This is a genomic window from Acetomicrobium flavidum (assembly GCF_900129645.1).
GTDB lineage: Bacteria > Synergistota > Synergistia > Synergistales > Acetomicrobiaceae > Acetomicrobium > Acetomicrobium flavidum.
On the sequence record NZ_FSQZ01000001.1, the window covers coordinates 87207 to 109993 of the forward strand.

Genomic DNA, 22787 nt, shown 5'->3' on the forward strand with positions numbered 1-22787 from the left:
CGTATAATTATTTATTGATAAATACATATCAGCTTTGATAGACTATCCGAAGTTTCTCGATGCGTCAAATACGCTCGAAACCTATGAGGTGGTTAGTAGATGGACAATATCAGGAACTTTTGCATAATCGCTCACGTCGACCATGGGAAATCGACGCTGGCGGACCGACTGCTTGAATACACCAATACGATAGAGTCAAGAAGAATGAGAGAACAGTTTCTGGACACTATGGACATAGAGCGGGAACGAGGCATAACGATCAAGTTGGTTCCCGTCAGGATGAAGTATAAGGCAAATGACGGACAGGAATACATCTTAAACCTGATAGATACTCCCGGTCACGTAGATTTCAGCTATGAAGTGTCAAGGTCCCTTGCAGCCTGCGAGGGGGCACTGCTCGTGGTGGACGCCACGCAGGGAGTGGAGGCCCAAACCTTGGCCAATGCCTATTTGGCGGTAGATCAGGGGCTGGAGATAATTCCCGTGATCAATAAAATAGACTTACCTAGCGCGCAGCCTGATGAAGTTTTACGTCAAATAGAGGAAATAATAGGCTTGGATGCCTCTCAAGCTCTACTAGTAAGTGCCAAGGAGGGCATAGGCATACCGGAGGTCTTGGAGGCCATAGTCAAAAGGATTCCGCCTCCCAAGGGCGATGTCAACGCCCCTCTACAGGCGCTTATCTTCGATTCGGTTTATGACAACTACAGAGGCGTCATCTCTTACGTGAGACTGGTTAACGGTTCCGTTAAAAAAGGGCAAAACATACTTTTCATGGCAACCAGGAAAGTGTACGAGGTAGAGGAGGTGGGATTTTTTATCCCCTTCATGTCTCCTTCTGAGGAAATTCGAGCAGGAGAGGTTGGCTACGTAATTGCAAACGTCAAGACTCTCTTTGAGGCCAGAGTGGGAGATACCATTACGGATGCCAACAAGCCGACGGATAGACCTTTGCCCGGCTACAAGCACGTAAAGCCGGTAGTGTTCTGCGGACTTTTCCCGGTCGACAGGGACGACTTTCCGCGTTTGCGGGAGGCCATCGAGAAGCTTCAGTTGAACGACTCAGCCTTAACGTTTGAGCCCGAGACTTCTGAAGCTCTTGGGTTCGGCTTTCGATGCGGATTTTTGGGATTGCTTCACATGGACATAACGGTGGAACGCCTCAAGAGGGAGTTTGACATAGATCTTGTGGCCACAGCGCCGAACGTGGCATATGAAGTGGTGCTTACAGACGGAAACATCATCGAGGCACACCGGCCGTCTGACTTTCCCGAACCCACGAAGATCGAGGAGATCAGAGAGCCATACATAAAGCTCACGATTTTTTTGCCATCGGATTACGTCGGCAAGGCCATGAAGTTATGTCAGGACAGGCGCGGAGAGTTCGTCTCGCTCGATTACATAACTCCCGAGAGAGTAAGGCTTATCTACAACCTTCCATTGGCGGAATTCATAATAGACTTTCACGATCGCCTAAAGTCCATAACCAGGGGTTACGCATCCATAGACTACGAACACATAGGTTATAAAAAATCGGACCTCGTGAAGGTGGATATACTCATCCATGGAGAGCCCGTAGACGCCTTCTCGTTCATATGCCATAGAGACAACGCCTACAAGCGAGCGCTGAGCGTAATAAAAAAGCTAAAGGAGCTCATACCCAGGCAGTTGTTCGAGGTGGCTATACAGGCATCCATTGGAAGCCGCGTGATAGCCAGGGAGAACGTGAAACCCTTGCGCAAAAACGTGCTCGCGAAATGTTACGGCGGCGATGTGACGCGAAAGCGCAAGTTGCTTGAAAAACAAAAAGAGGGCAAAGAAAAGATGAAGATGATAGGAAAGGTTCAAATTCCACAGGAAGCCTTTCTTGCCTTCCTGCAGGCTGATGAGGAAGAATAAATTATCGGGCATGACAAACGGTGCAACCGCGCGGCTCGGCTGGGCGTTGTCATGCCCCCTTTCGCTTTACGTCCACATCCCCTTTTGCGTCAGGAAATGTCCCTACTGCGCCTTTTACAGCATCACGGCAAGCCCAGAGGACATGGATAAGTACTTGGATGCCTTGGGGCAAGAGCTTCAGCTATGGACGTCCCTGTCAGGGGACAAGTTGCACGCTCAAACGCTTTACATCGGAGGAGGAACGCCCACCGTTTTAAGCGCAAAGCAGTGGGAAAAGCTGATCCTTATCCTTGAACGATATGTGGATTTCTTGCCATTTTTAGAGGCAAGCGTGGAGGCAAATCCAGGCAGCTTACGTGCAGATCACATTAAGCTGTGGCGTTCCTGGAAAATCACGCGCGTCAGTTTGGGTGCTCAAAGCCTGGATGAAGGCGAGCTTAACTGGCTTCGCCGGCCTCACAATGCCTACGACGTCGCTGACTCGTTAGCTGCCTTGGTGGCAAGCGGCCTAGACGTAAGCGTGGATCTGCTTTTCGGCTTACCGGGGCAGACGATACAAAGCTGGCACAGGGCCATCAAGGATTGCCTAAGGTTTGGGATCAGACACCTGTCGATTTATGAACTGACCCTGGAAGAAAACACCCCCTGGGGCGAAAATCCGCCAAAGGGCTTGACTGCAGGTTACCCCTTATACCGCTTTGCCCAATGGTACCTGCCTAAAAAGGGATTTACCCACTACGAAATAGCAAGCTTTTCTCTGCCAGGACATTGGTGTAGACATAACATAGCTTACTGGCAGGGTGAAAATTTTCTAGGCATAGGCGCAAGCGCCTGGGGTTATCTCGACGGCTACAGGTACGGAAACGTCAAAGACATCAAGATCTATGCAAAAAAAATTTCAGAGGGAAAGCTTGCCATAGCCGATGAGGAGCTTTTGCCGACCGAGCAGGCAGCCAGGGAATCTGCCGTACTTGCCCTGAGGACGATGTGGGGGGTATCAGGACGTTTCTTTAGGAGGAGATGGGGATGGAAGGCCTACAGGGACTTTTGCGACACGTGGAGGGGATTGCCCGAGGACTGCAAAATCACCTGTCATGGGAGATACGCCCTTTCGCCAAAGGGCTTTCGGGTGGCAAATTCGCTTTGGGAGGAATTTCTGTGATCATGATGAACAAAAGCAGGCGTATGTGCCATGGCATGGACGCCTGCTTTTGTTAGTTTTAACCATAAATTAAGGCTTTGTCTACTTCCATCATCGCCTCTGTTATCTGAAACATGTTGGAGATCGTGCCTACGGCAACTTTGTCGGTTATTCCAAAATGATTCGTACACGTGCCGCAGACAAGGATGGCGGTTCCTCTTTTCTCGAGGTCCTTTAGTATATCGCAGGCACTTGAATCCGGCAGGGCCAAAAGTACGCCCTCGTTCATTAGCGCCAAAACCACAGGTGGTTCGTCTTGTTCGACCAGAACGCCAAGGAAGCTTTTCATCAACACTTCGCCCAATCCGTCGCTTGCCCTCCCAAGCGTATTTGAGAGAAGCAAGATCCCTACGGTCTTTCCTTTTTCAGTTGCCAAAGGCGTACCTGACGAAAGAGTCTCTTTAGGCGATTCCCGATGGCCTTCGGGCGAAACCTCCAATTTTCCACGAATGACAAAAATCCCGTCTTCCCGTTTCCCCTCTTCCACGACTCGATATCCGCGCGAATTCAGGAAACGCTTGACGTTTTGAAATGAAACGTCGTTATCTACCAAGACCTCGATCTCGGTTTCCCCCGAGTCTATCGCCTGTTTGGTGAGTATGACAGGCTTTGGGCAGGTCATTCCTCTTGCGTCAACTACTTTCATATCGCTCATGCGCTCCTTTTTAATCTGAAGTAAGAGCAAAACTGCCCTTGATCTTTAAATATAACCCTAAATCGAAGAAGCAAAGACCTTATAGCGATTCGATTTCAAAGCTTTTGACGATCTTTATTCCTGTCTCTTTCATCTCTTCAAGGCTTGCCCTAACGCTTTCTTCGCTTATGCCTCTAGAGGCGTCCAGGACGACATATGTATCGTAGCCCAATTTTCTGGCATCCATGGCGGTAGATTTTACGCAAAAATCGGTTGCCAGACCGCATACGAATATCCTTTCCGTGCCGGCTGCCTTTAAAGTTTCGGATAAACCGGTGCCGTCGAAGGCGGAGTATGCCTCGCGCGCAACATCGGTGGCCTTGCTTACGACAATGGCAGAATCGGGTATGAGAAGGTCGGGGTGAAATTCGGCACCCTTCGTATTTTGAACGCAGTGGGGAGGCCAAGTGCCGCCTTCATCCCTGAAGCTCTTGTGACGTTGCGGGTGCCAGTCTCGCGAGAAGATGACCAATCCGCCCCCTTTTTCAAACAGTTCGACAAGCCTGTTTACGATTGTAACTATCTCATCACCTCCAGGAACAGCCAGATTTCCTCCGGGACAGAAGTCCACCTGAACATCCACGACTATCAGGGCATCAGTCTTGCATATCGGCATCTCAAATATCCTCCTGTTAAATTCAATTTGCCAAGGGGTAATTTAATATAACTTTGAAATATAATACAATCATCTTATTTATAATCGTTTATTACTTTTAATATTGTCAAATTAAGGCTATATAATTATAAACGCTCTAGAAGTGTTCAAACAAAAAGATAGAAAATTTGAAAAAAACAAACAAAATAAAAGGAGGATGTATGTATGAATTTTGATCTAATCACCGCTTTTTCTATTGTTTTGCTCATCCTTTACATCGGCGATGTAGTATCTGTCAAGACGAAAGCCTTTGTGCCATCAGTATTCGTGTCTGCAGTCTTATTTCTGCTGGGTTTTTGGACAATTTTACCAAAGAACCTGATAGATTTGGCATGTCTGGGTCAACCGTTGGCGACGTTATCCATGTACCTGCTTTTGGTCCACATGGGTACGATGCTAAATATAAAAGAATTAGCCGCACAATGGAAGACCGTAGTCATATCTTTGGCGGGAATAGTGGGAATTGTCTTGGGGACCATGACATTAGGTAAATATCTCTTCGGATGGGAAGCGGTCGTCATCGCCACTCCACCTTTGACAGGAGGAATTGTCGCAGCTTTGATGATGCAGGATGCCGCAGCCCAGAAGGGCCTTGTTGAGCTTTCCGTATTGGCCATAGTGATGTACGTATCGCAGGGCTTTTTTGGCTACCCCCTTACGGCCATAGCCCTCAAACGTGAAGGAAAGAGGCTACTTTCTGCCTTTAGGAAGGGAGAGATTCAGGCTCAAGAGGTTACTGTCCCCGATAAAACAGCCCCTGCTTACAGCTCTAAGCTGCAAATATTTGCACAAGTTCCACCTAAATACAGGACGACCTACATGTACCTTCTAAAACTTGGCATTGTTGCCTGGGCGTCTGCCATGACTGCAACTGCTATCAACGAAGCTATATCCCGATTCGTCATATGTTTGGTATTTGGCGTCATAGCGGCAGAAATTGGCTTTCTTGAGCGCAGGCCTCTTGATCTGTCCAATTCCTTTGGTTTTATGATGACCACCCTAATGGCCTTTATATTCGCAGGATTGGCCAAGGCCACACCAGACATGATCATGAGGCTCATTGGCCCGCTTTTCGGGATAATAATCATCGGCGTCGTCGGGATGGCGATACTGTCGATGGCTTTGGGCAAAATTCTTGGGTATTCCACGGACATGGCCTTTGCCTGTGCATTAACGGCCCTTTACGGCTTCCCGCCAAATTATGTGTTGACCGAGGAGGCATCCAAAGCCTTAGCCGAGACGCCGGAGGAATTTAAATTTCTCATGGATACCATGTTGCCCAAGATGTTGGTCGGCGGATTTACTACGGTCACCATTGCTTCTGTCGTTTTAGCAGGGTTGTTTATTAAGTTGCTATAACAAATCAAACTGGAGGTGCATTCTCTAAAATGGACGTCAAAATGCTGGCGAAAGAGGTAAAGGATTACGTTATCGAGCTTAGGCGAGAATTTCACATGTATCCCGAAAGATCGGGCGAGGAGTTTCGGACATCCAAAAGGGTTAAAGAAGAGCTGGACAAGCTTGGCATTCCCTACATTGCTGCCGGCAGAACGGGCGTAATTGCTACGATCAGCGGACGTAAGCCGGGAAAGACCGTAGCTTTAAGGGCAGATATGGACGCCCTCGAAGTGCAGGAGAAAAACGACGTGCCATACAGATCTAAGAACGAAGGCCTGATGCATGCCTGCGGCCACGACGGACACACAGCCATGCTACTGGGTGCTGCCAAGGTATTGTCGGCGATGAGGGAAGAGCTCAAGGGAAATGTCAGGCTGATCTTTCAACCCGCCGAGGAAACCGCTAATGGCGCCGTGAAGATGATCGAAGATGGTGCCATGGAAGGCGTTGACAGCATCTTTGGCATACATCTTTGGAGCGGGCTGCCCATTGGCAAGGTCTCAGTCGAAGCTGGCCCCAGAATGGCAGCGGTAGATGTGTTTGACATAACCGTGCAGGGCAAAGGAGGGCACGGCTCTGCGCCCCATGAAGGAGTCGACGCCGTAGTAGTCGCATCGAACATGGTAATGGCGCTACAGACCGTGGTAAGTCGCGAGCTGTCGCCACTTGAGCCTGTCGTCGTAACGGTAGGCAAGCTCGTAGCAGGCACAAGGTTTAACGTTCTTGCATCTGAAGCCAAACTGGAAGGAACTAACAGGTATTTTAATCCCAAGATAAAAGACGTCTTGCCTGCAGCAATAGAAAGGATCGCCAAACACGTGGCAGCAGGCTTTAGGGCAGAGGCAAAGGTAAATTACACCTTTGCTACCTCACCCGTCATAAATGATCCGGAGTGTTCCAGGATAGCTGCAACTGCCGTCAAAAAGATACTGGGCGAGGGAGGCCTGATGGAGTACGAAAAGGTCATGGGCGGAGAGGACTTCGCCGAATACCTAAAGAAGGCCCCCGGAGCATTGGCACTGGTGGGCATTGGAAATGAACAAAAACAAACTATCTATCCACACCATCATCCGAACTTCAACATGGACGAAGACGCGCTCGAGATAGGCGTTGCCCTTTATGCCCAATATGCCCTTGAGTTTCTATGCAATAATTAAAATTAAAAAGGATGGCGAGTTAAGTGTTAGAGACAAATCTCGAAAGAATCAGGCATAACTTAGAGACTTTAAGCACGTTCAATTCTACACCGGATCATGGATGTACGCGCTTGTCCTTCTCGCACGAACATAGAAGAGCTCTAGATTTTTTGACTGAGGCTTGCACATCGCTTGGCATGGATGTCGTCATAGATCCTGTGGGAAACTTCAGGGCAAGGCTTAAGGGTTCGAGCTTAAGCGCTCCTGCCGTCATGTGTGGATCCCACATTGACACGGTTCTTCACGGTGGCAAGTTTGACGGAGCAGCAGGAGTCGTAGCTGCACTGGAAGCTCTCACGGTGATAAAAGAACAAGAAGTTTCCTTGAGACATCCCCTTGAGCTCATCGCCTTTGTGGAGGAGGAAGGGGCTTCCTTCGGCGGGGGCCTGGTGGGAAGCAAGGCATTGGTCGGGCAATATACAGTAAAGGACCTGATGAAGATCGTTAACGACGAAGGCGTATCCTTTTACGAAGCTGCTAAAAGGTTCGGCCTAAATCCGGACGATCTTGAAAATTACGTGATCAAAAAAGGCGACGTGAAGGCATTGATCGAGCTTCATATCGAGCAGGGAAATGTCTTGTATACTAAATCAATCCCCCTGGGAGTGGTTGAGGCCATAGTCGGAATAAGGCAGCTTTCCGTAACGCTTACGGGGATGGCAAACCACGCAGGAACCACCCCGATGAACCTGCGGCATGACGCTTTGGCAGCAGCGAGTAAGCTGATATCTTTCGTCGAACATTGCGCCAGGCATGAAGCCTTCGACACCACAGTAGCGACCGTCGGGAAAATACATTGCTTCCCCAACGTCACTAACGTAATCCCCGGAAAGGTGGTCTTTTCCGTTGACATCCGCGACATCAGAGATGAAGGCATTTCAAAGGTCGAGCAGCTTATCAGAGAAGAAGTAAAAAGAATATCAAGCGAATATGGGTTACAATATTCAATAAGCCTGGTCGGCGACTCAAAGCCGGTCAAGTTATCGGAGGAGGTCATCTCTGTAATTCAAAGGACCGCCGAAGAGGTTGGCGTAAAGTACCTTAAGATGCACAGCGGGGCCGGCCACGATTCAGCCATACTTACCGAGGTCACCGACGTGGGAATGATATTTGTCCCGAGCATTGAAGGCATAAGCCATGCTCCAGATGAAAATACGACCTTTGAGGACTTAAAGACAGGCTGTGACGTCCTGGTTAACTCCCTGGTAAAATTGGCACAGTAATATAATAATTTAAACGAACAGGCATCAACGTAAAAAGGGCAATACAAATCAGCTCGACTAAGGGGCAGTGATGACTAAGTGAGCGAAGCAAGTAAACTACTGCGGAATATACCCTCCATGGATAGAATATTGTCCTTGGAATGGGTGCAAAGCTATTATGCGGCCCTAGGACGCAAGGCCGTAAAATCGCTCATCGAGGAAATCCTTACAAGCTGTAGAGAGGACATATTAAGCGGAAACAGGAAAGAACTCGACGTCGAGGTTTTAATGAACGAAATTAAAGACGTGCTTGAGGAAAAGTCCAAGCAAAGCTTGAGGCGCGTGATTAACGCCACAGGAGTGATAGTTCATACCAATCTTGGAAGGTCATGTCTGGCAGAAGAGGCGATAGAAGCTGTAAGCGAAGCCTCAAGATATTACAGTAACCTCGAATACGACCTTGAAGCCGGCAGAAGGGGCCACAGGTACGATCACGTCGAATGGTTGCTGTGTCAACTGACGGGCGCAGAGGCAGCATTGGTCGTAAATAACAACGCAAGTGCCGTCCTTCTATGTTTGGCTGCACTTGCTGTCAATGGTGAGGCCATCATATCCAGGGGAGAGCTCATCGAGATTGGAGAATCCTTCAGAATACCTGATATAATGGCCTTTTCCGGTGCCAAGATGGTAGAGGTGGGCACCACCAACAGAACACACCTCTACGATTATGAAAGGGCCATAACCGAAAACACCAAGATAATTCTCAAGGTACACCCTTCCAATTACAGGATCGTAGGCTTCCACTCGCAGGTCGAGAGAAAGGACCTGGCAAACCTGGCTCACTCCAGGGGGTTGCTTGTAATGGAGGACTTGGGCAGCGGTTTTTTGGTAGATTTATCCTCCTATGGCTTAAGGGGCGAACCTACCATAGGCCAGTGCATCGAGGATGGGGTAGATGTCGTGACCTTTTCGGGCGATAAGTTGCTTGGAGGTCCCCAGATCGGCGGCATCGTCGGGAAAAAAGATATCGTATCTAAGCTAAAAAGACACCCTCTGCTGCGCGCCGTGAGGGTGGACAAGATGACCTTGGCTGCATTTGAATCTACCTTAAGGCTATACTTAAGGGAAGATATCGCCAAGATACCTACGATTCGCATGATAATGACGGACATCGAGGATTTGCAAAGAAAGGCAACGGGCCTTGCAAACTCGTTAAAAGAGCTTTTAAGCGAAAAGGAGGGTTGGCTGGTCGAAACGGTAAAGGTAAAAGACGTCGTCGGCGGGGGAGCGTTCCCTGACGACGAGCTTGACGGCTTCGGCGTGGCCATAAGACCCCCAAGGGACATGAGCGCGTCGACGCTGGTTTCGCAACTTAGGGATCTTGAAACTCCCGTGGTCGCAAACGTAGATCAGGACAAACTGATCTTTCACGTAAGGACCATGTCCGCAGAGGACTGCCAAATCTTAATTTCCCAAATGGGAAGGATGGTCTGATGGCAGAACCTGTAGAAACCACTGTAGTATTTGGAACGGCTGGGCACATAGACCACGGCAAGACGACCTTGGTAAAGGCCCTTTCAGGTGTGGATTGCGACAGGCTCGTTGAGGAAAAAAAGCGGGGCATTACAATAGAGCTTGGCTTCGCACCTCTTTCACTTCCCAGCGGCCGCATCATTAGCATCATAGATGTGCCAGGACACGAACGTTTTATTAGGCAGATGGTCGCAGGAGCTGCCGGCATAGATGCCGTCATCTTTGTCGTGGCTGCTGACGAAGGCGTAATGCCCCAGTCAAGGGAACACCTTGAGATCCTGTCGCTTCTTGGCATAAAAGAAGGCCTCGTCGTGCTGACCAAGGCGGACATGGTCGATGAGGAGATGCTTGAGCTTGCAAGGGAAGACGTTAAAGATCTGGTAAGAGGAACTTTCCTTGAGGGCAAGCCAATAATTGCCGTATCTGCCGTGACGGGCCTCAACTTAGATATCCTTCTCAAACAAATTGATGCCATCTTGGAGAATATTAGCCCCCGGGATATAAAGGGGCCATTCTTCATGCCGATTGACAGAAGTTTTCCCATAGCGGGCTTCGGCACGGTCGTTACGGGTACGGTTTACAAAGGAAAAGTATCGGTGGGCGATGCCGTAGATGTCCTGCCTTTGGATAAAAGCTCCAAGGTGCGGTCCATTCAGGTGCACGGCAAATCCGTAAAGCAAGCCCTGGCAGGACAACGATCAGCACTGAACCTTCCTGACGTCAAGTCAGCCGAGTTAAAGCGGGGCGATGTGGCGTGTTCAAGGGGCTTATTTAAGAGCACGCAATGTCTTGACGTAAGGCTTATGCTTCTTTCGTCCGCACAGGAACCATTGAGACATTGGCAAGAGGTCCACTTCCACATGGGCACCAGTGAATCCATGGCAAGGGTGGCACTATTAAACGACGCAAGGATAACGCCCGGAAATGAAGCCTTGGCGCAGGTGGTATTACATGAGCCAGTTGTAGCTTTAATAGGGCAACGCTTTGTAATAAGGGCTTACACTCCCCTGCGTACCATAGGCGGCGGCGAAGTGCTTTTCCCCTACGATAAAAAGCCCAAGGGCAAAAAGGCAAGAAACGAGCTCACGGTTTTTTTGAATAAATTAACTCAAGCCCAAAGCTTTGATGAAAGGATCAAGGCAATCATAGATCGCTTTGGTTTGCTCTCGCTTGAGGATGCTCTCACGCTTATCCAGCAGACCTCTGGCCAGCTGGAGAGCTCGTTGCGTCTCATGGCTGAAAGATCTGAAGTCTTGTTGGTCGAATCGGGAGATCAACCCCTGGTCATGTCATCTGCTTATTTTGATACGCTTAAGGAGGACCTGTACAACATTTTAACAAAGTATCATGACGAAAACCCACACATGTCGGGCATGAAGGCCTTGGATTTGATATCGGCCCTAGGACTTTCTTTGACAAAAAAACAGTCACAGGAGTTGATGAGACTGCTGGCAAGCCGGGGCCTGATCGAAATTGACGGCGAAATGGTAAGGCTTCCCGGAGCTTCTCCTAAGGTCAGCGAAGACACGTTGAGGGACAAGGAAATCCTGCTAGATTACTGCAACAAAAGGGGATTTCAGTTTCCGACTATCGAAGAAGCCATGAGCGAACTCAAGTTGGACAAGGTCAAGCTAGATCGCATCATAAACATCGCCAGACAAAACGGCGAGTTAAGGCTGATAGGTGGCGAATTTTTGCTCTCGCGAAACATAGAGGAAAAGGCGCTAGAAATATTACGCTCACTTCCCGAAATAACCATAGCGTCGCTGCGGGATGCCGCTAACGCCAGCAGAAAATACATATTGCCCCTTCTTGAGGACTTCGATGCCCGAGGCATCACGAGGAGGGTAGGGGATAAAAGAATACTGCTAAAAAAGAAATGAGCTTTTTAAGGATAAACCTTGGATAATGTTAAAACCAGCAACCATGCATCCTACAGCAGCATCATGAAGAATAAGCAACTTGCTCACATCACGATCGTAACGATATCAATACCGCTTTGGCTGTTCCTTTTTTCAAAAACGACCCCGTGCTACCGCCTTCGCTTACAATTTGATACACAAGCTCCGGATCACATACCCTTAAGCCAAACAACCCCACAACGCGCTTGGAGCCAAGGCCGTTTAGCAATTCAGGCCAAAGTGGAGTAGAAGGCCCGATGATCGCTACGCGGCCTGAGCAGAGGTCAAGCAGATGGTCTATGGTCTTGTTGATGAAGGCAGTGCCAGTTATAAAGACAACATCGCAGCGTGGCAGCTCCCATTCTGCCGCCCAATCAGGAAGGATTCCCTTCGAATGTTGCAAGGGGTTTCTTTCAAAGATGAGAAGTTCCTTTGCCCGCCCGGCGACATGACGGGCTAAAGGGGCAATGTTTCCGACCATACCGACTACATCGTCTTCGCTTATCCCAAGAAACTCTATAGGCTCTACATCCTGCATGGGTGCATTTTGAGACAGCACCGCATTTACTGTCGCAAGGCCTATGGAAGAGGCTATAGAATCGGCCGTCATCAAACCGCGTGCCAGGTCTAAAGCAAGCCGTCCAGCCAGAGGCCCCGACCAATTAAACTTACTGCAGCATCTGCCTTCGTCTAAGGTCGCAGCCAAGCCGCAACTGTCGTCTGAAAGCACCACACAGGTATAGCGCAAGCCTACCACCACTTTCTTGACAGTCAATCGCGAAAGCTCCGATTCAAGAGAAGTAATTAATCTTTCAACGATCACCTTTTATCTTCCTCCGTAAAAATGAAGAAAAACGGGCTTGTTTATTGATCATGATCATAGCGTAACATAGTTGCATGAAAAATACATCAAGCCCGTTTTCAAAAAGCGATCCTCAATCCACGGGAAGTATGGTCTTTACCTTGAAACCCCTGGTAATCACGGCCAAATTGTCCATATCCCCACGCAGTAAACACCATGGCGCAGGCTGCTATCACATACGCAAGAGGAACGTGACCTTTGCTCAATACGGCAACGACTCCATATATGCCCATGGGGGCTATGGGGACCATCGTTATTATGGCAAAGGCGATGAGGTCGCCCATCTTTAAGACTCGTTTTAACCCTTGTTTGTCCGTCTGATTCTCGCTATGATTTTCAGCCATGACATATCACTTCCAATTACTCGGATATTGCTTCCAAAAGCTTTTCTGCTGAAATTAGGCTTTTAGGAAGTTTAGCCCTTACCGTCTTACGCGGATCGACCAATTGACAAATTTCTAAGTCCATCGCCAAGCTTGCCAACATATACGCATCATGCCAGTCTATTTGAAGGGCATGCTCGAGAGATTTTACCGCCAAGTCCGTAGCTACATAAAAAGCTTTATTGATATCTTCATCGGAAACGATTATATACAGCCAGTCTTTTGTCTCTACACAGGGCCACGACGGTGACATTGCGCTTATCGATTTAAATTCGACGGTAACGCTTCCGGCTATTTCGCAAGCAGCCACGCAGATCTCGCCGTCTCCCATCACAGCGTGAAGATCGCCTAGTCCAAATAAGGCGCCGTCATAACTAACCGGAAAGTAAACGGTTGCGCCCTCGGTTATCACGGTGGTATCCATATTTCCTCCATGCCTTCCCGGTGTGCCCGTAGGCGTATTTTCAGGCGTGGCAACTCCGATCACGCCTATCATCTTTCTTACGGGTAAACCAAGATTTAAGAACTTGACCTTATCCTGATCTACATTGCATATTACGGTCTTGGCCTGCCTTACCTTATCACCAAGGATGCCTTCTTTGGGAATGGTAACTATGGCACCTTGCTCTTTCAGGTCTATCCTGTGAATCTTGACCGCTAAAGCGTCACCTTTCTTAGCTCCCTTTACGAAGATGGGCCCTGTGGCCGGGTTTATGCGCGAAAAGTCGATCTCCGTCACCAGTTGCTCTTCTTCGGTAATTTGATTGGAAAAGCAGTCCTTAGTTTCTATCTCAACCAATAAGCCCTGTTCAACCTCAGCAGCAGGAGGAAGCTTCGGGTCGAAGGAGAAGAAGGTAAAATCATTACGCACCACGATCTTTGGCCTTTCACAGCCTATCACAACGATCACCCCTTTTTAGTTCATCAACACAATATGTAAACTAAAATGTAAGGCTCGATTAAGTTTCAGTCAAGTTAGTGAATTGAGCTAACAACTTAAGATGTTATGCATGTCGTAAATCCAAATGGTGTGGATTCCTTTCTGGATTTTAATCTCCTTCGAGTACAACCTCGTCTCCTGGCTTAACAATGCCACCGTTGACTACCTCAAGGAAATAGCCCACCTTGGGCAGCAGACACCATCCGCGGTAATCGTATGTGTGAGGTTCATCCGGTTTTTTGCCCTTTTCTATTACAAGCAAGACCACGTCACGGCCAATTTTAAGGCGGCTTTCTAGGGGGATCTGATCAGGCAATCCCTCCACCACCAGGTTTTCGGCCAAGGACCCCGGCGGAAAGGAAAAGCCCGCCTCTTTTTCGGCGAGCTTTATATCCTCATATCTCAATAAGCTGACCTGTCGTGACGAAATGCCAAAATGGGAATCCCCATCAATGCCTTTTCCTTCGATGAATCGCGCCTCCGCCACGGGCTTTTTTGGTTCCTGTCTGTTTGAGCTAACGCATACTGCCAGAACGCGCGCCATTGCTTAAACCTCCTAATTCAATAGCTTAAATCCATATCTTACCATCCTTTACGACAAGTATATCATCCAAATAAAGTTCAGGGCTCCTCATTACAGCATCAACATGAACGCCTGCAGCAACTTTTCCACCAAAGGTGTCATTGCTTCCCATTGCTACATGAACAGATCCATATATCTTTTCGTCTTCTAGGATAACCCCGGTGAGGCGAGCTTTATCGTTGGTCCCAATGCCAAGTTCCGCCAAATTACGCGCATTGGAATTATCACCCAAAACCTCAAGCAGGCGATCAGCGCGATCGCCTTTCACGTCCAAAAGTAACCCCTGATCAAATTCCAGGATGAGTGGAGAATCAAGAAGCCCAATACCAACGCAAGAACCGTCTATAAGAACGCTCCCCGTCGCAGTGCCCTCAAGGGGCGCTATGTAAGCTTCGCCTGAGGGCAAATTTCCCGATTCTCCTTTATTGCGGTAAATTCCGGTGCTTGGCACGCCACGTCTTCCTTCAAGCGACATTAAAAGCGTATGCTTTCCGGTAACAATTCTGGCCGATCTCGCCTTATCCAGCAAGACAGTAACCTTTTTGGTCAATTTTTCTACTTTTTCATAGTCGGCATTTATCGGGCCATTAAAAAACATATCTTCAGTGATCCCTGGCATGGTGGCAATTCGTGCCCCACAACTGCAGGCATTTTTCCGTGCCTGCGTATGGGTAAGAGAAGCGCTGGTAGGTGCCATAACCACATCCGACATCGCCATAGCCTTTGCCACCAGCTCGTCGGGTTCCATGCCGCTTTTTTCAAGTTTTTGCATGCAAAGCAAGAAAGATCTAGCTTTTACCTCCATGCCAGCCTTAAAGATCGCATCGCCGATGTCCTGCGTAGCATCATCACACAGGACAAGGAGCCTTTCGCCCCCTGCTATGCCCATATTTACCATTAAAAGCTTCTTTGCAATTTCCATCAAACTATTTATTTCGCTCATCATGATCTTTTCCTCACTCAAGCAATTCCCTGGCTATGCGGCTTGCAACGGTCCTGGCCAAGATCACGGGACATGAAGTAATTTCTTTTGCATGCTTTTTCATCTTGGAAGTGTAGCCTATACAATCCATTACTATTAATTGCGCTCCCCATTCGGATAACTCCATAGCGCCCCTTGCTATTGAGGCATCAGACTCTACGTAAGGTGAGGCAGCCACTATCCGAAGGTCCTTTGTCACGGCAGACCATCTTTTGCGCGATTGCTCTATTTGGTCCTTTGAAGGGGTAAATACGCCTAACTTCAAACCTTCTCCAACTGCCTTGGTTACCTCAAAAAGCATTCTTTGGGGTCTCAAAAGAAAGCCATTTGCGCCAAAATCAGGAAATTCTCCAGTGCACAGAAGCAAAGTCACTTTGATACCGCTTTCAAAAAGCTTGCCGATCTTGTCCTGGAGCAGGGGAGTGATGTGCTTTTCTGCAACTTTGACGGATGTGCCGTCACGAAGCCTGGTTACCAATACATAATCTCCTTCTTTTGGAGCTAACTTGGCTATTTCTTCTTTACTAAGTCCATCTAGCGCTCCGGCCTCTACAATTTCAATGTCATGCCCCAAAATCGGTTTTATGTCCACCATAACGTCGTTTCTTGGCGACTGTCCTATTGTTACGGCACCAATTTTATACATTGTTCATTCTCCCTTTATAAATACAATTCAAGTGATCCGGGGCTCCTGGGCCACAACGCAGGCATTCTTTTAAGGAATCCTCGATCCCACTTGGTAATGTACCTTTGATGGAACAAATATATTCCATGAAGTTGCTAGCCCACGATTTATCTCCCTCTATCAAAAAAGTGGTACTACCTGCGCCTTCGTAAATTCCACCTCGTCCTATCACTGTTACATACGTGGCACCCAGTGCATAGATGCCATCAACCTCGCTAAAGACCTTGCCTACAATTGGAACTAATCCAACTGACATGCCCATAGACATATCCGGTACGTTTCGTCCACACCTGGACATCGCTTCCCTTAAAGAAAAGGGGCAATATTTTTCAAGCCCTGCAGCTACGATGATAGGCACTCCCTCGACATGCAAAAGAGGAAGAATCCTGCCCGGCTCACCCCCGAAAAAACGACCTGCCATCATAGCTGCATTTCCGTCCCCATCTATGATGTTTGCCCCACAAATTGCCAAATCGCTCGAACCCATTTGAGATACTATCTCCTCAAGGTGTCCATCCGCCGTTTCAGGTTTGCCGTTTCTAATCACAATGGAATGCGGGCCTTCAACATTACCTTCGGTCGATACGGCACCTCTCTCGGTTATCCTTCCGGATATCCTCAGTTTAATCCCAACCAAGGTCTCCGAAACTGCAGATACTGTCGTTCCCCCTTTCAAGAGTAAGATGCCTTGCTTCATTACGCGGTTGACTTCGGGTAACGAGGAAATGCCTCTTGCTATGACCCTTTTTCCCTCTTCTACGGTAAGTGTAACTTGAATTTTCATTTATTTTATCTTTCCTAAGGTCTGTAAATGCCTCATATGTCCATAAAGCGAGATTAATCTGTCGAATTCCGCCGCATCGTAAAAAGATACCCTTCCTTCACCGTAGTACTTAGCGACCTCAACGCTAAATCTAACCGCCTCGTCAATATCCATGGCCTGCGTAGCGCCCGTTGCACATCCCGGGACCGGCACCTCGGACGTCAAGGCAACTCCTACTACTGGTGCAGAGGTCGCCGTACACGGCTGCATTATGCTGTTTAAATGGTAAATGTCGTTGCCGTAAGGCGTGATATCCTGCATGGTTATGGGAAATACCACCGGCATTTTCCCGGTAACATAACTCATGAGAGACAACAAATCCTCGCTCACTCTCAGTATCCATCCCTCTTTTACAGTCGGCGATATGGCAAAACCGCGATGGTTTATGACTCTGTTTCCACGAGTCGTGTCAATCGAAAGCACAGCGTCCAACTCGCCGGTTATTTCTTCTTTGTTAGCCATCGCCATATCGATGGGGGAGCCCATGAAGGGGACGGGATCGTGTGGCTGGGTGGGGGCATCTGGACATATGTGAGTAGAGATGAAAACATCGCCCTTTAAGATATCTCCCTTGCTATACATATCACCTAAAAGCATGGCAGTAGCTACGGCAGCTATGCCTCCATCGGCGTCGGAGACCAGGCCAAGCCTTTCCGGTCTTGCGCCTATGCCGCCAAGCCTGCCGACTATGCCAAGGGTTGGAGCAGATCCTCCAGATCTTTTGCCCTCGTTTCCAGGTATCCAAACCTTTACAAAATCGGTCTTCCCATTTGGACCTGTTACCGTCTTTACCTCAACGTCTTTAAGCCCTATCTTAACCAACACTTCTTTGACGTCTTGTCCATTTACTTTGGGATTACCTAAAAGATCTATTGCCTCAATAGTCCATTTTAGCGACATGAAATTTACGCCTCCCGTTAAATTTTTAAGTAGCTTATTATTTCTTTTCCAATGACCTTTTCTATCGGTTCAAATAGCTCTTTACACCGCATGCCTTCACCCAAAATTAGGTTTTTGGCCGAAGCTGATACGACTATTACCATTTGATCTTTGCGAACCTCGGCACTTGTTGCGGGAATGCCACTTTCTCCATCAAGCGTCATAATAAGATCCGGAAAGGTACTGATACGTTTGCCGTTGCACTCTAATGTCATGTATTCGTTCCAAAAAGTAATTTCATGGCCATCTTCCAATACTATCTTTCCGTGGTCAAATCCTCCTTCGGAGACAAGTTTTTTATCCTTTACACGGGAAGCTGTGATTACGTTGCCTCCTAAAATATCCATCGAAGCAGAAGCTATAGCCCGTGGGCCGCTTGATTTTAGCTTCATCATGACCTCACCCAACTTTAAAGCTAACTTTATTGCACCCGGAGCACCATGGTCTTTTATGAAGGATGCCTTCACCGGATTCCTTGCCACAGCTACGAGACCACCTGCACAGACCGCACATTGTCTTACTAAAGAAGAAGCAGAATCTAGTGCACCTTTGAAAACTGCTTCCAAGTGCTTTTCAGTTTTGGGATTCCCTCCAACGGCACTTTGAACTGAAACGTAATCTTTAATTCGGTGCAACCCCATAGAACCCATCAAACCCGTAGGATGGGCCCGCCCATTGCAGGGTGCGTCAAGCAAAGCAAGATCCAAAACAGCAGCTGGCACCCACCCGTTGAAGATGGATCCTCCTCCGCACTCGTTGGTGATGAATGCGTTTATCCCAGAAACACCTACCGCTTGACACAGTTCGACCGTACGCAGGTGATCTTGGTCTGTCACAAAGGCTTCGCTTGACGACGGAGCTCCGACGGCAGAAGAGGTCAACACAACTGATTCGAGGTCAACAGCATTAATATCCTTCAATAAAACTTTGCCATGTTTCAGGGCTGTCTTTGCAAGCTTAATTCCTTCCGCCATAGAACCGCCACCGCCACCGCCGAGCAGACAGCCGCCGAGGGCTATGGCATCTACCATATCTTCAGTGATCAAGATTTCGCTCAAATCAATTACCTCCTCTTTGCTCTAAAACCGTCCACAAGGCAGCTGCAGCCGCCTTGAGCGGATCTACTACAATTAGACCCGTTTCTTTAGCGATCAAAGGCGCTACGTCTATGCTTGCCATGCCAGTGCATGCTAAAGCGAGCACTTTGACACCTTTCTGTTTTAGTTCCTCTGCCGCATTTAGTGTGTTCGATCTGCCCGCAGGGGTCATTAAGTCAAGCGTCGAAGTTACACCACTGGGTTTTGTCCAAGCTATCATGCGATCACGCAATACCGCCTTCATGCCCACGGGTACTTCATCTGTAATCCCTAAGACACCAATGGGGAGATCAAAGGAAAGAGCGATGCAGGCCGTCGTCCTCCCTGCGCCAACTACAGGTATCGAAAGTACTTCTTTAAGCTCGCTTACTCCAGGGTCTCCAGCACAGCTTACCAATATACCGTCGAAACCTTCGCTTTCGAATTCCTCTGCCAGGTTTATAACCTTCGGAACGGCCATTTGCTCCGTCGTGTCATCGTGTATACCTTCCGGCTGATCGGGAATGCAGCGCGACACCACCTCCAGCTCCGGAAACCACGACATCACCTTTTTCCCGTGAAGTTCGAGCAAATCCCGATCGCTTGTAGTGAGTACCCTTATTAGACCTACTTTTGCCCTTTTTACCACCATCCAAAACTCCTCCCTATAGAAAAGAAAAATCCATATATGCCATCGCCTGCTATGAAACCAGCACCGTAAAGCTCCATCTTTTCCTTATGCGTCTTCTCGTAAATGCGTCTTATGGCCACGGCGATCAGGAGACCTACCCCGTAAATCGGATTGTTTATAAGTAACCCAGTGGCAAAAAGTATACCCAATGCACGTTTTGCCTTACCAACAAACTGAATTATTGCCCCAGGTATTGCCCAAATGACAAGTTCCCGCAGGATTTGTGGACTTGAACCGGCCTTAATAGTGACGGCAAAGGCACGACTCACAGGAGGAATCAAATCAAGCTTGAAATGCATATTCATGAACAAAGCTACTGCGATCATGGCAACTATGCCGCCTATCATCTCTGATATAAACTGTTGGCGCCTTCCGTCAAGCTCGTAGGGAATATTTTTGCCCATTCCCCTTATGATCCATCCTGTTTTTAAATCATAGCCCATATCGGCAAAGCAAGAACCCGTGCTTGCTACATAACCGGAAAGTAAAGCTAGGGCTAAAGGAGGAAAGTTCATAAATAAACCTATGGTTAAAAATATGATTGTGATGGCAAAACCTGGAAACCATCCGGAGTGCATGGCACATAGGCCAACAAGTATTGGTGCGATAAGCGCTGATATACCAGACCAAAAAATCCACAAAGCCAGTTTTGATGTTGTCATTTCCGTATATACGCCAGAGATAAAAGCCAAGACCAACGCTCCCGCGATAAAGAGGACAAAAGACATAAGAATGACCTTCTTGGTTTCAGATGGAGATACCGTAGGAATATATTCATTATTTTCAATTTTACCTCTTGTTTTATCAGCTGAAGAGTCCTTTTTAAATATTATGATCATAGCCTGAATTAGCGATACAAATCCAGCACCTATCATGACACCGTGTGGTATATAGGTCTTCCCTAAATCTGCAGGAAGGCCACTTAGACCCATAGAAGTCATAACAGAGGAAATTTGGGGAAAATAACCTCTCAATATTAAACCTATTCCCAAGGCTAGCATAGCCGAAGGATTGGCTATAAAGGCAATACCGACACCTGCCATAGGAAGCCCACTGGGTATAACCGGCTTTACCCTCAGCGCTGTACCCAGAGCTCCTAAAATGATGCCCTTAAATAACGTCTTCGCCTTCGCTCCTCCTTCGTCTCCTGCGATCAATGCAGCTGCAGTCGCAACCCCTGGAGGCCATGATCCACTGGCTGGGTACATTTCAGAATCATAGACCTTATATACAAAATATATCCCGATTAATGTAGCGATAGTACTTCCCAGCAGCATAGGAATTACTAACTTCAAGTCTCCAAAGGCATACAAAATGCCCACCGCGAGCAGACCGCAATTAGCAGCTGCAAACCCTCCTGCTGATGTCATCGTCTGAACTAAATTTTGCCGATCAAGGTTTCTAAATTTCGACAGTGCTGCCGAAGGAATCCTAGCGATAGACATTGCTATCAAAGCACCGATGATGGAAGTATTGGGAGTGATTCCAATACGCGCTATGATCTGCATACAAATAATTGCCGAAAAGAATGTTACAATAAGGCTTATCAAGAAAGTTTCTTTTTCCATTGCTTTGACGTGTTGATTAGTATTTTGAGACACCTTCTCATCCCTCCTGTTTTTATCTTGTCAACTTTGTTTTTCAAGTAGTAATTGAATGTAATAAATAGCATGGGAATATAGTTGATAATGTTGAATTGTATATTGAACAAATAGAGATAATAAGTTCTGAATACCGAACTTAAAAGTTAAGCAGACGGCTGAATTATTTAGAAATATATATGTTTTAATTCAATGCTGTTTTTATTTTATAGCTATAAATGGATGTGATACAATGTTTGATATATTGCAAAAAATGAGGAGGTTATTGTGCATAATGAACAAAAGCTATTTTTAAACATCCGCTTTGTGTTGATATACAGAATGGAAAAATATGGCAAGCTGCAAAATAGAGTTGCTCTTGCTATCAAGCAGTTGATCGCCTAACAATTCTTCAATCTGCCCTAGACGATACCTTAGCGTATTTCTATGGATTTGGAGGAGGGATGACGCAATCTGTTGATTTTTACCGGACTCCAGAAAGACCTTCAAAGTTTTAAAAAGTTCTGTTCCCTGGTTGGCATCGTGATCCAAGATAGGGGAAAGCATATGAGATGCGGTCGAAATTATTTCCCCAAGTTGCGGGTGTTCGAGAATTATTGAAAGCATCTTTATCTGGGAAAAGGGTATAACTCCAATCTTGTAACCTAAGACTTTGCCAAGCTGAGATGCCACTTGTGCCTCGTTCAAAGAATGTTTTATGCACTTGCCAAGAGGACGTGGCTCGCTTAATCCAAGCAATAAATCCTTACCTTTAAGTTGACCTTTTAAAAATTCAACTACTTCCTTAATTGTTTCTACGGGTAAATCTCTAAGAAGAATTACTAGATCTTCATGGCGAGGAGCGAGGATAAATTCGAGATCAGCCCTTAATAGGACATGCCGCAAAAGAGCGATATCATCATTATTAAAATTAAATCCGACAGAGGAAGTCAAAACACCGATACGCACAGGAGTGCCCCTTTCCCATCCATACGATCCAAGTTCTTCAACTGCAGTTTGTACATCACCCTCTAAAAGTTGAATGAAAACATCACTTTTGGCCAAGCTTCTTTTCAGGCTTTCTTCCGATTTTATAATCTCAAACATTACATCTTTTATAATTTGTATATAAGGTACATTGATCGGTAGGCCAATAATGGGCATGGAATAGCGATTTGCAGCTTCGATTACAGAAGCTGGAAGGGAGTTTATAAAACGCCCCAGTTTTATTCCGAATCCAGCTAAATTTCGCTTTGCACCCACTTCGACAAGCTTACTCAATCCATCTTCATTGTCCTTAAAGGCAAAGGCAGTGGTAAGAATAAATTCATAGGAAACAAGCCAATTTTCGGCATCAGGTACCTCCAGTATATCTAGGTATTTTATTTTCCTGTTGAGACCACTTTGCCCTGCTAAAATAGAGGATCCTGAGAGAACTGGTAACTTCAACATTTCATTCACTGAAATCATATTTTGGCCTCCAAATTTGGGTGAACGTTATATGCTTTCTGCACAACAACATGGCCATCCAATTTATGCTTTTGACACATTGACTGTTTTTTCA

The 22787-nt window shown here is 47.2% G+C and carries 21 protein-coding genes; 7 read left to right on the forward strand and 14 right to left on the reverse strand.

Features of this window, described 5'->3' with window-relative positions:
• The first annotated feature begins 99 nt into the window (after positions 1–99).
• Positions 100–1899 carry a translation elongation factor 4 gene (lepA, locus tag BUQ78_RS00420; protein ID WP_014806872.1) on the forward strand — a complete coding sequence of 600 codons (1800 nt, stop codon included), beginning with the start codon at positions 100–102 and terminating at the stop codon, positions 1897–1899.
• Positions 1886–3061, forward strand: coding sequence for a radical SAM family heme chaperone HemW (gene hemW / locus BUQ78_RS00425; RefSeq protein ID WP_318259412.1), 1176 nt, complete (start codon positions 1886–1888; stop codon positions 3059–3061). The genes lepA and hemW overlap by 14 nt, the downstream gene beginning before the upstream one ends.
• Before the next feature lie 58 nt (positions 3062–3119).
• Here hemW and yedF read toward each other — a convergent pair whose 3' ends face one another.
• Positions 3120–3755: a sulfurtransferase-like selenium metabolism protein YedF gene (gene yedF, locus BUQ78_RS00430; RefSeq protein WP_318259413.1), complete on the reverse strand. Its 636-nt coding sequence runs from the start codon at positions 3753–3755 to the stop codon at positions 3120–3122.
• Positions 3756–3834: 79 nt separating this feature from the next.
• Positions 3835–4410 (reverse strand): nicotinamidase, encoded by a 576-nt coding sequence (locus BUQ78_RS00435; protein ID WP_074198942.1) that lies wholly within the window; start codon positions 4408–4410, stop codon positions 3835–3837.
• A 204-nt stretch (positions 4411–4614) separates the two neighbouring features.
• Between BUQ78_RS00435 and BUQ78_RS00440 the strand changes: the two genes are divergently transcribed.
• The 5 genes from BUQ78_RS00440 (at position 4615) to selB (ending at position 11661) form a co-directional block, all read left to right on the forward strand.
• Positions 4615–5808: a membrane protein gene (locus tag BUQ78_RS00440; protein ID WP_014806868.1), complete on the forward strand. Its 1194-nt coding sequence runs from the start codon at positions 4615–4617 to the stop codon at positions 5806–5808.
• A gap of 29 nt (positions 5809–5837) precedes the next feature.
• Positions 5838–7004 (forward strand): M20 family metallopeptidase, encoded by a 1167-nt coding sequence (locus BUQ78_RS00445; RefSeq protein WP_074198943.1) that lies wholly within the window; start codon positions 5838–5840, stop codon positions 7002–7004.
• A gap of 23 nt (positions 7005–7027) precedes the next feature.
• Complete coding sequence (locus tag BUQ78_RS00450) at positions 7028–8266, forward strand: Zn-dependent hydrolase (protein WP_074198944.1); 1239 nt, start codon at positions 7028–7030, stop codon at positions 8264–8266.
• A 78-nt stretch (positions 8267–8344) separates the two neighbouring features.
• Positions 8345–9739 carry an L-seryl-tRNA(Sec) selenium transferase gene (selA, locus tag BUQ78_RS00455; RefSeq protein ID WP_074198945.1) on the forward strand — a complete coding sequence of 465 codons (1395 nt, stop codon included), beginning with the start codon at positions 8345–8347 and terminating at the stop codon, positions 9737–9739.
• Positions 9739–11661, forward strand: coding sequence for a selenocysteine-specific translation elongation factor (selB, locus tag BUQ78_RS00460; protein WP_074198946.1), 1923 nt, complete (start codon positions 9739–9741; stop codon positions 11659–11661). Before selA ends, selB begins: the two co-directional genes overlap by 1 nt.
• A gap of 88 nt (positions 11662–11749) precedes the next feature.
• On the opposite strand, the gene BUQ78_RS00465 is transcribed toward selB, so the two are convergent.
• From BUQ78_RS00465 to BUQ78_RS00520, 12 genes are all read right to left on the reverse strand, one after another.
• On the reverse strand, positions 11750–12502 hold the full coding sequence (locus tag BUQ78_RS00465; protein ID WP_074198947.1) for a DUF364 domain-containing protein: 753 nt from the start codon (positions 12500–12502) through the stop codon (positions 11750–11752).
• Between the two features lie 98 nt (positions 12503–12600).
• Positions 12601–12885: a hypothetical protein gene (locus BUQ78_RS00470; RefSeq protein ID WP_318259415.1), complete on the reverse strand. Its 285-nt coding sequence runs from the start codon at positions 12883–12885 to the stop codon at positions 12601–12603.
• Between the two features lie 16 nt (positions 12886–12901).
• A complete protein-coding gene (locus BUQ78_RS00475; protein WP_074198948.1) occupies positions 12902–13825 on the reverse strand; it encodes an acetamidase/formamidase family protein in 924 nt (307 codons plus the stop codon).
• Positions 13826–13973: 148 nt separating this feature from the next.
• On the reverse strand, positions 13974–14408 hold the full coding sequence (locus tag BUQ78_RS00480; protein ID WP_074198949.1) for an MOSC domain-containing protein: 435 nt from the start codon (positions 14406–14408) through the stop codon (positions 13974–13976).
• 25 nt (positions 14409–14433) lie between these two features.
• Positions 14434–15390, reverse strand: coding sequence for an aminopeptidase (locus tag BUQ78_RS00485; protein WP_074200120.1), 957 nt, complete (start codon positions 15388–15390; stop codon positions 14434–14436).
• 13 nt (positions 15391–15403) lie between these two features.
• Positions 15404–16075, reverse strand: a complete 672-nt coding sequence (locus tag BUQ78_RS00490) for an AroM family protein (protein WP_074198950.1) — start codon at positions 16073–16075, stop codon at positions 15404–15406.
• The gene (locus BUQ78_RS00495; protein WP_074198951.1) at positions 16068–16898 is read right to left on the reverse strand and encodes a hypothetical protein; all 831 of its coding nucleotides are present in this window, start codon (positions 16896–16898) and stop codon (positions 16068–16070) included. The genes BUQ78_RS00490 and BUQ78_RS00495 overlap by 8 nt, the downstream gene beginning before the upstream one ends.
• The gene (locus BUQ78_RS00500; RefSeq protein ID WP_074198952.1) at positions 16899–17837 is read right to left on the reverse strand and encodes a DUF1177 domain-containing protein; all 939 of its coding nucleotides are present in this window, start codon (positions 17835–17837) and stop codon (positions 16899–16901) included.
• Between the two features lie 17 nt (positions 17838–17854).
• Entirely contained in the window at positions 17855–18934 is a 1080-nt protein-coding gene (locus BUQ78_RS00505) for an S-methyl thiohydantoin desulfurase domain-containing protein (protein ID WP_318259416.1), read from the reverse strand.
• Position 18935: 1 nt separating this feature from the next.
• Positions 18936–19604, reverse strand: a complete 669-nt coding sequence (locus BUQ78_RS00510; protein WP_074198953.1) for an aspartate/glutamate racemase family protein — start codon at positions 19602–19604, stop codon at positions 18936–18938.
• Entirely contained in the window at positions 19595–21244 is a 1650-nt protein-coding gene (locus BUQ78_RS00515; protein ID WP_318259417.1) for an OPT/YSL family transporter, read from the reverse strand. Before BUQ78_RS00515 ends, BUQ78_RS00510 begins: the two co-directional genes overlap by 10 nt.
• A 291-nt stretch (positions 21245–21535) precedes the next feature.
• Positions 21536–22693, reverse strand: a complete 1158-nt coding sequence (locus BUQ78_RS00520; RefSeq protein WP_074198954.1) for a PucR family transcriptional regulator — start codon at positions 22691–22693, stop codon at positions 21536–21538.
• Between the last annotated feature and the right edge of the window lie 94 nt (positions 22694–22787).

What these genes read in the sequence shown, in the direction of transcription:
- lepA (WP_014806872.1), top strand. Translation starts at nt 100, where the DNA reads ATGGACAATATCAGGAACTTTTGCATAATCGCTCACGTCGACCATGGG.
- hemW (WP_318259412.1), top strand. Translation starts at nt 1,886, where the DNA reads ATGAGGAAGAATAAATTATCGGGCATGACAAACGGTGCAACCGCGCGG.
- yedF (WP_318259413.1), bottom strand. Translation starts at nt 3,755, where the DNA reads ATGAGCGATATGAAAGTAGTTGACGCAAGAGGAATGACCTGCCCAAAG.
- BUQ78_RS00435 (WP_074198942.1), bottom strand. Translation starts at nt 4,410, where the DNA reads ATGCCGATATGCAAGACTGATGCCCTGATAGTCGTGGATGTTCAGGTG.
- BUQ78_RS00440 (WP_014806868.1), top strand. Translation starts at nt 4,615, where the DNA reads ATGAATTTTGATCTAATCACCGCTTTTTCTATTGTTTTGCTCATCCTT.
- BUQ78_RS00445 (WP_074198943.1), top strand. Translation starts at nt 5,838, where the DNA reads ATGGACGTCAAAATGCTGGCGAAAGAGGTAAAGGATTACGTTATCGAG.
- selB (WP_074198946.1), top strand. Translation starts at nt 9,739, where the DNA reads ATGGCAGAACCTGTAGAAACCACTGTAGTATTTGGAACGGCTGGGCAC.
- BUQ78_RS00470 (WP_318259415.1), bottom strand. Translation starts at nt 12,885, where the DNA reads ATGGCTGAAAATCATAGCGAGAATCAGACGGACAAACAAGGGTTAAAA.
- BUQ78_RS00480 (WP_074198949.1), bottom strand. Translation starts at nt 14,408, where the DNA reads ATGGCGCGCGTTCTGGCAGTATGCGTTAGCTCAAACAGACAGGAACCA.
- BUQ78_RS00485 (WP_074200120.1), bottom strand. Translation starts at nt 15,390, where the DNA reads ATGAGCGAAATAAATAGTTTGATGGAAATTGCAAAGAAGCTTTTAATG.
- BUQ78_RS00490 (WP_074198950.1), bottom strand. Translation starts at nt 16,075, where the DNA reads ATGTATAAAATTGGTGCCGTAACAATAGGACAGTCGCCAAGAAACGAC.
- BUQ78_RS00495 (WP_074198951.1), bottom strand. Translation starts at nt 16,898, where the DNA reads ATGAAAATTCAAGTTACACTTACCGTAGAAGAGGGAAAAAGGGTCATA.
- BUQ78_RS00500 (WP_074198952.1), bottom strand. Translation starts at nt 17,837, where the DNA reads ATGTCGCTAAAATGGACTATTGAGGCAATAGATCTTTTAGGTAATCCC.
- BUQ78_RS00510 (WP_074198953.1), bottom strand. Translation starts at nt 19,604, where the DNA reads ATGGTGGTAAAAAGGGCAAAAGTAGGTCTAATAAGGGTACTCACTACA.
- BUQ78_RS00520 (WP_074198954.1), bottom strand. Translation starts at nt 22,693, where the DNA reads ATGATTTCAGTGAATGAAATGTTGAAGTTACCAGTTCTCTCAGGATCC.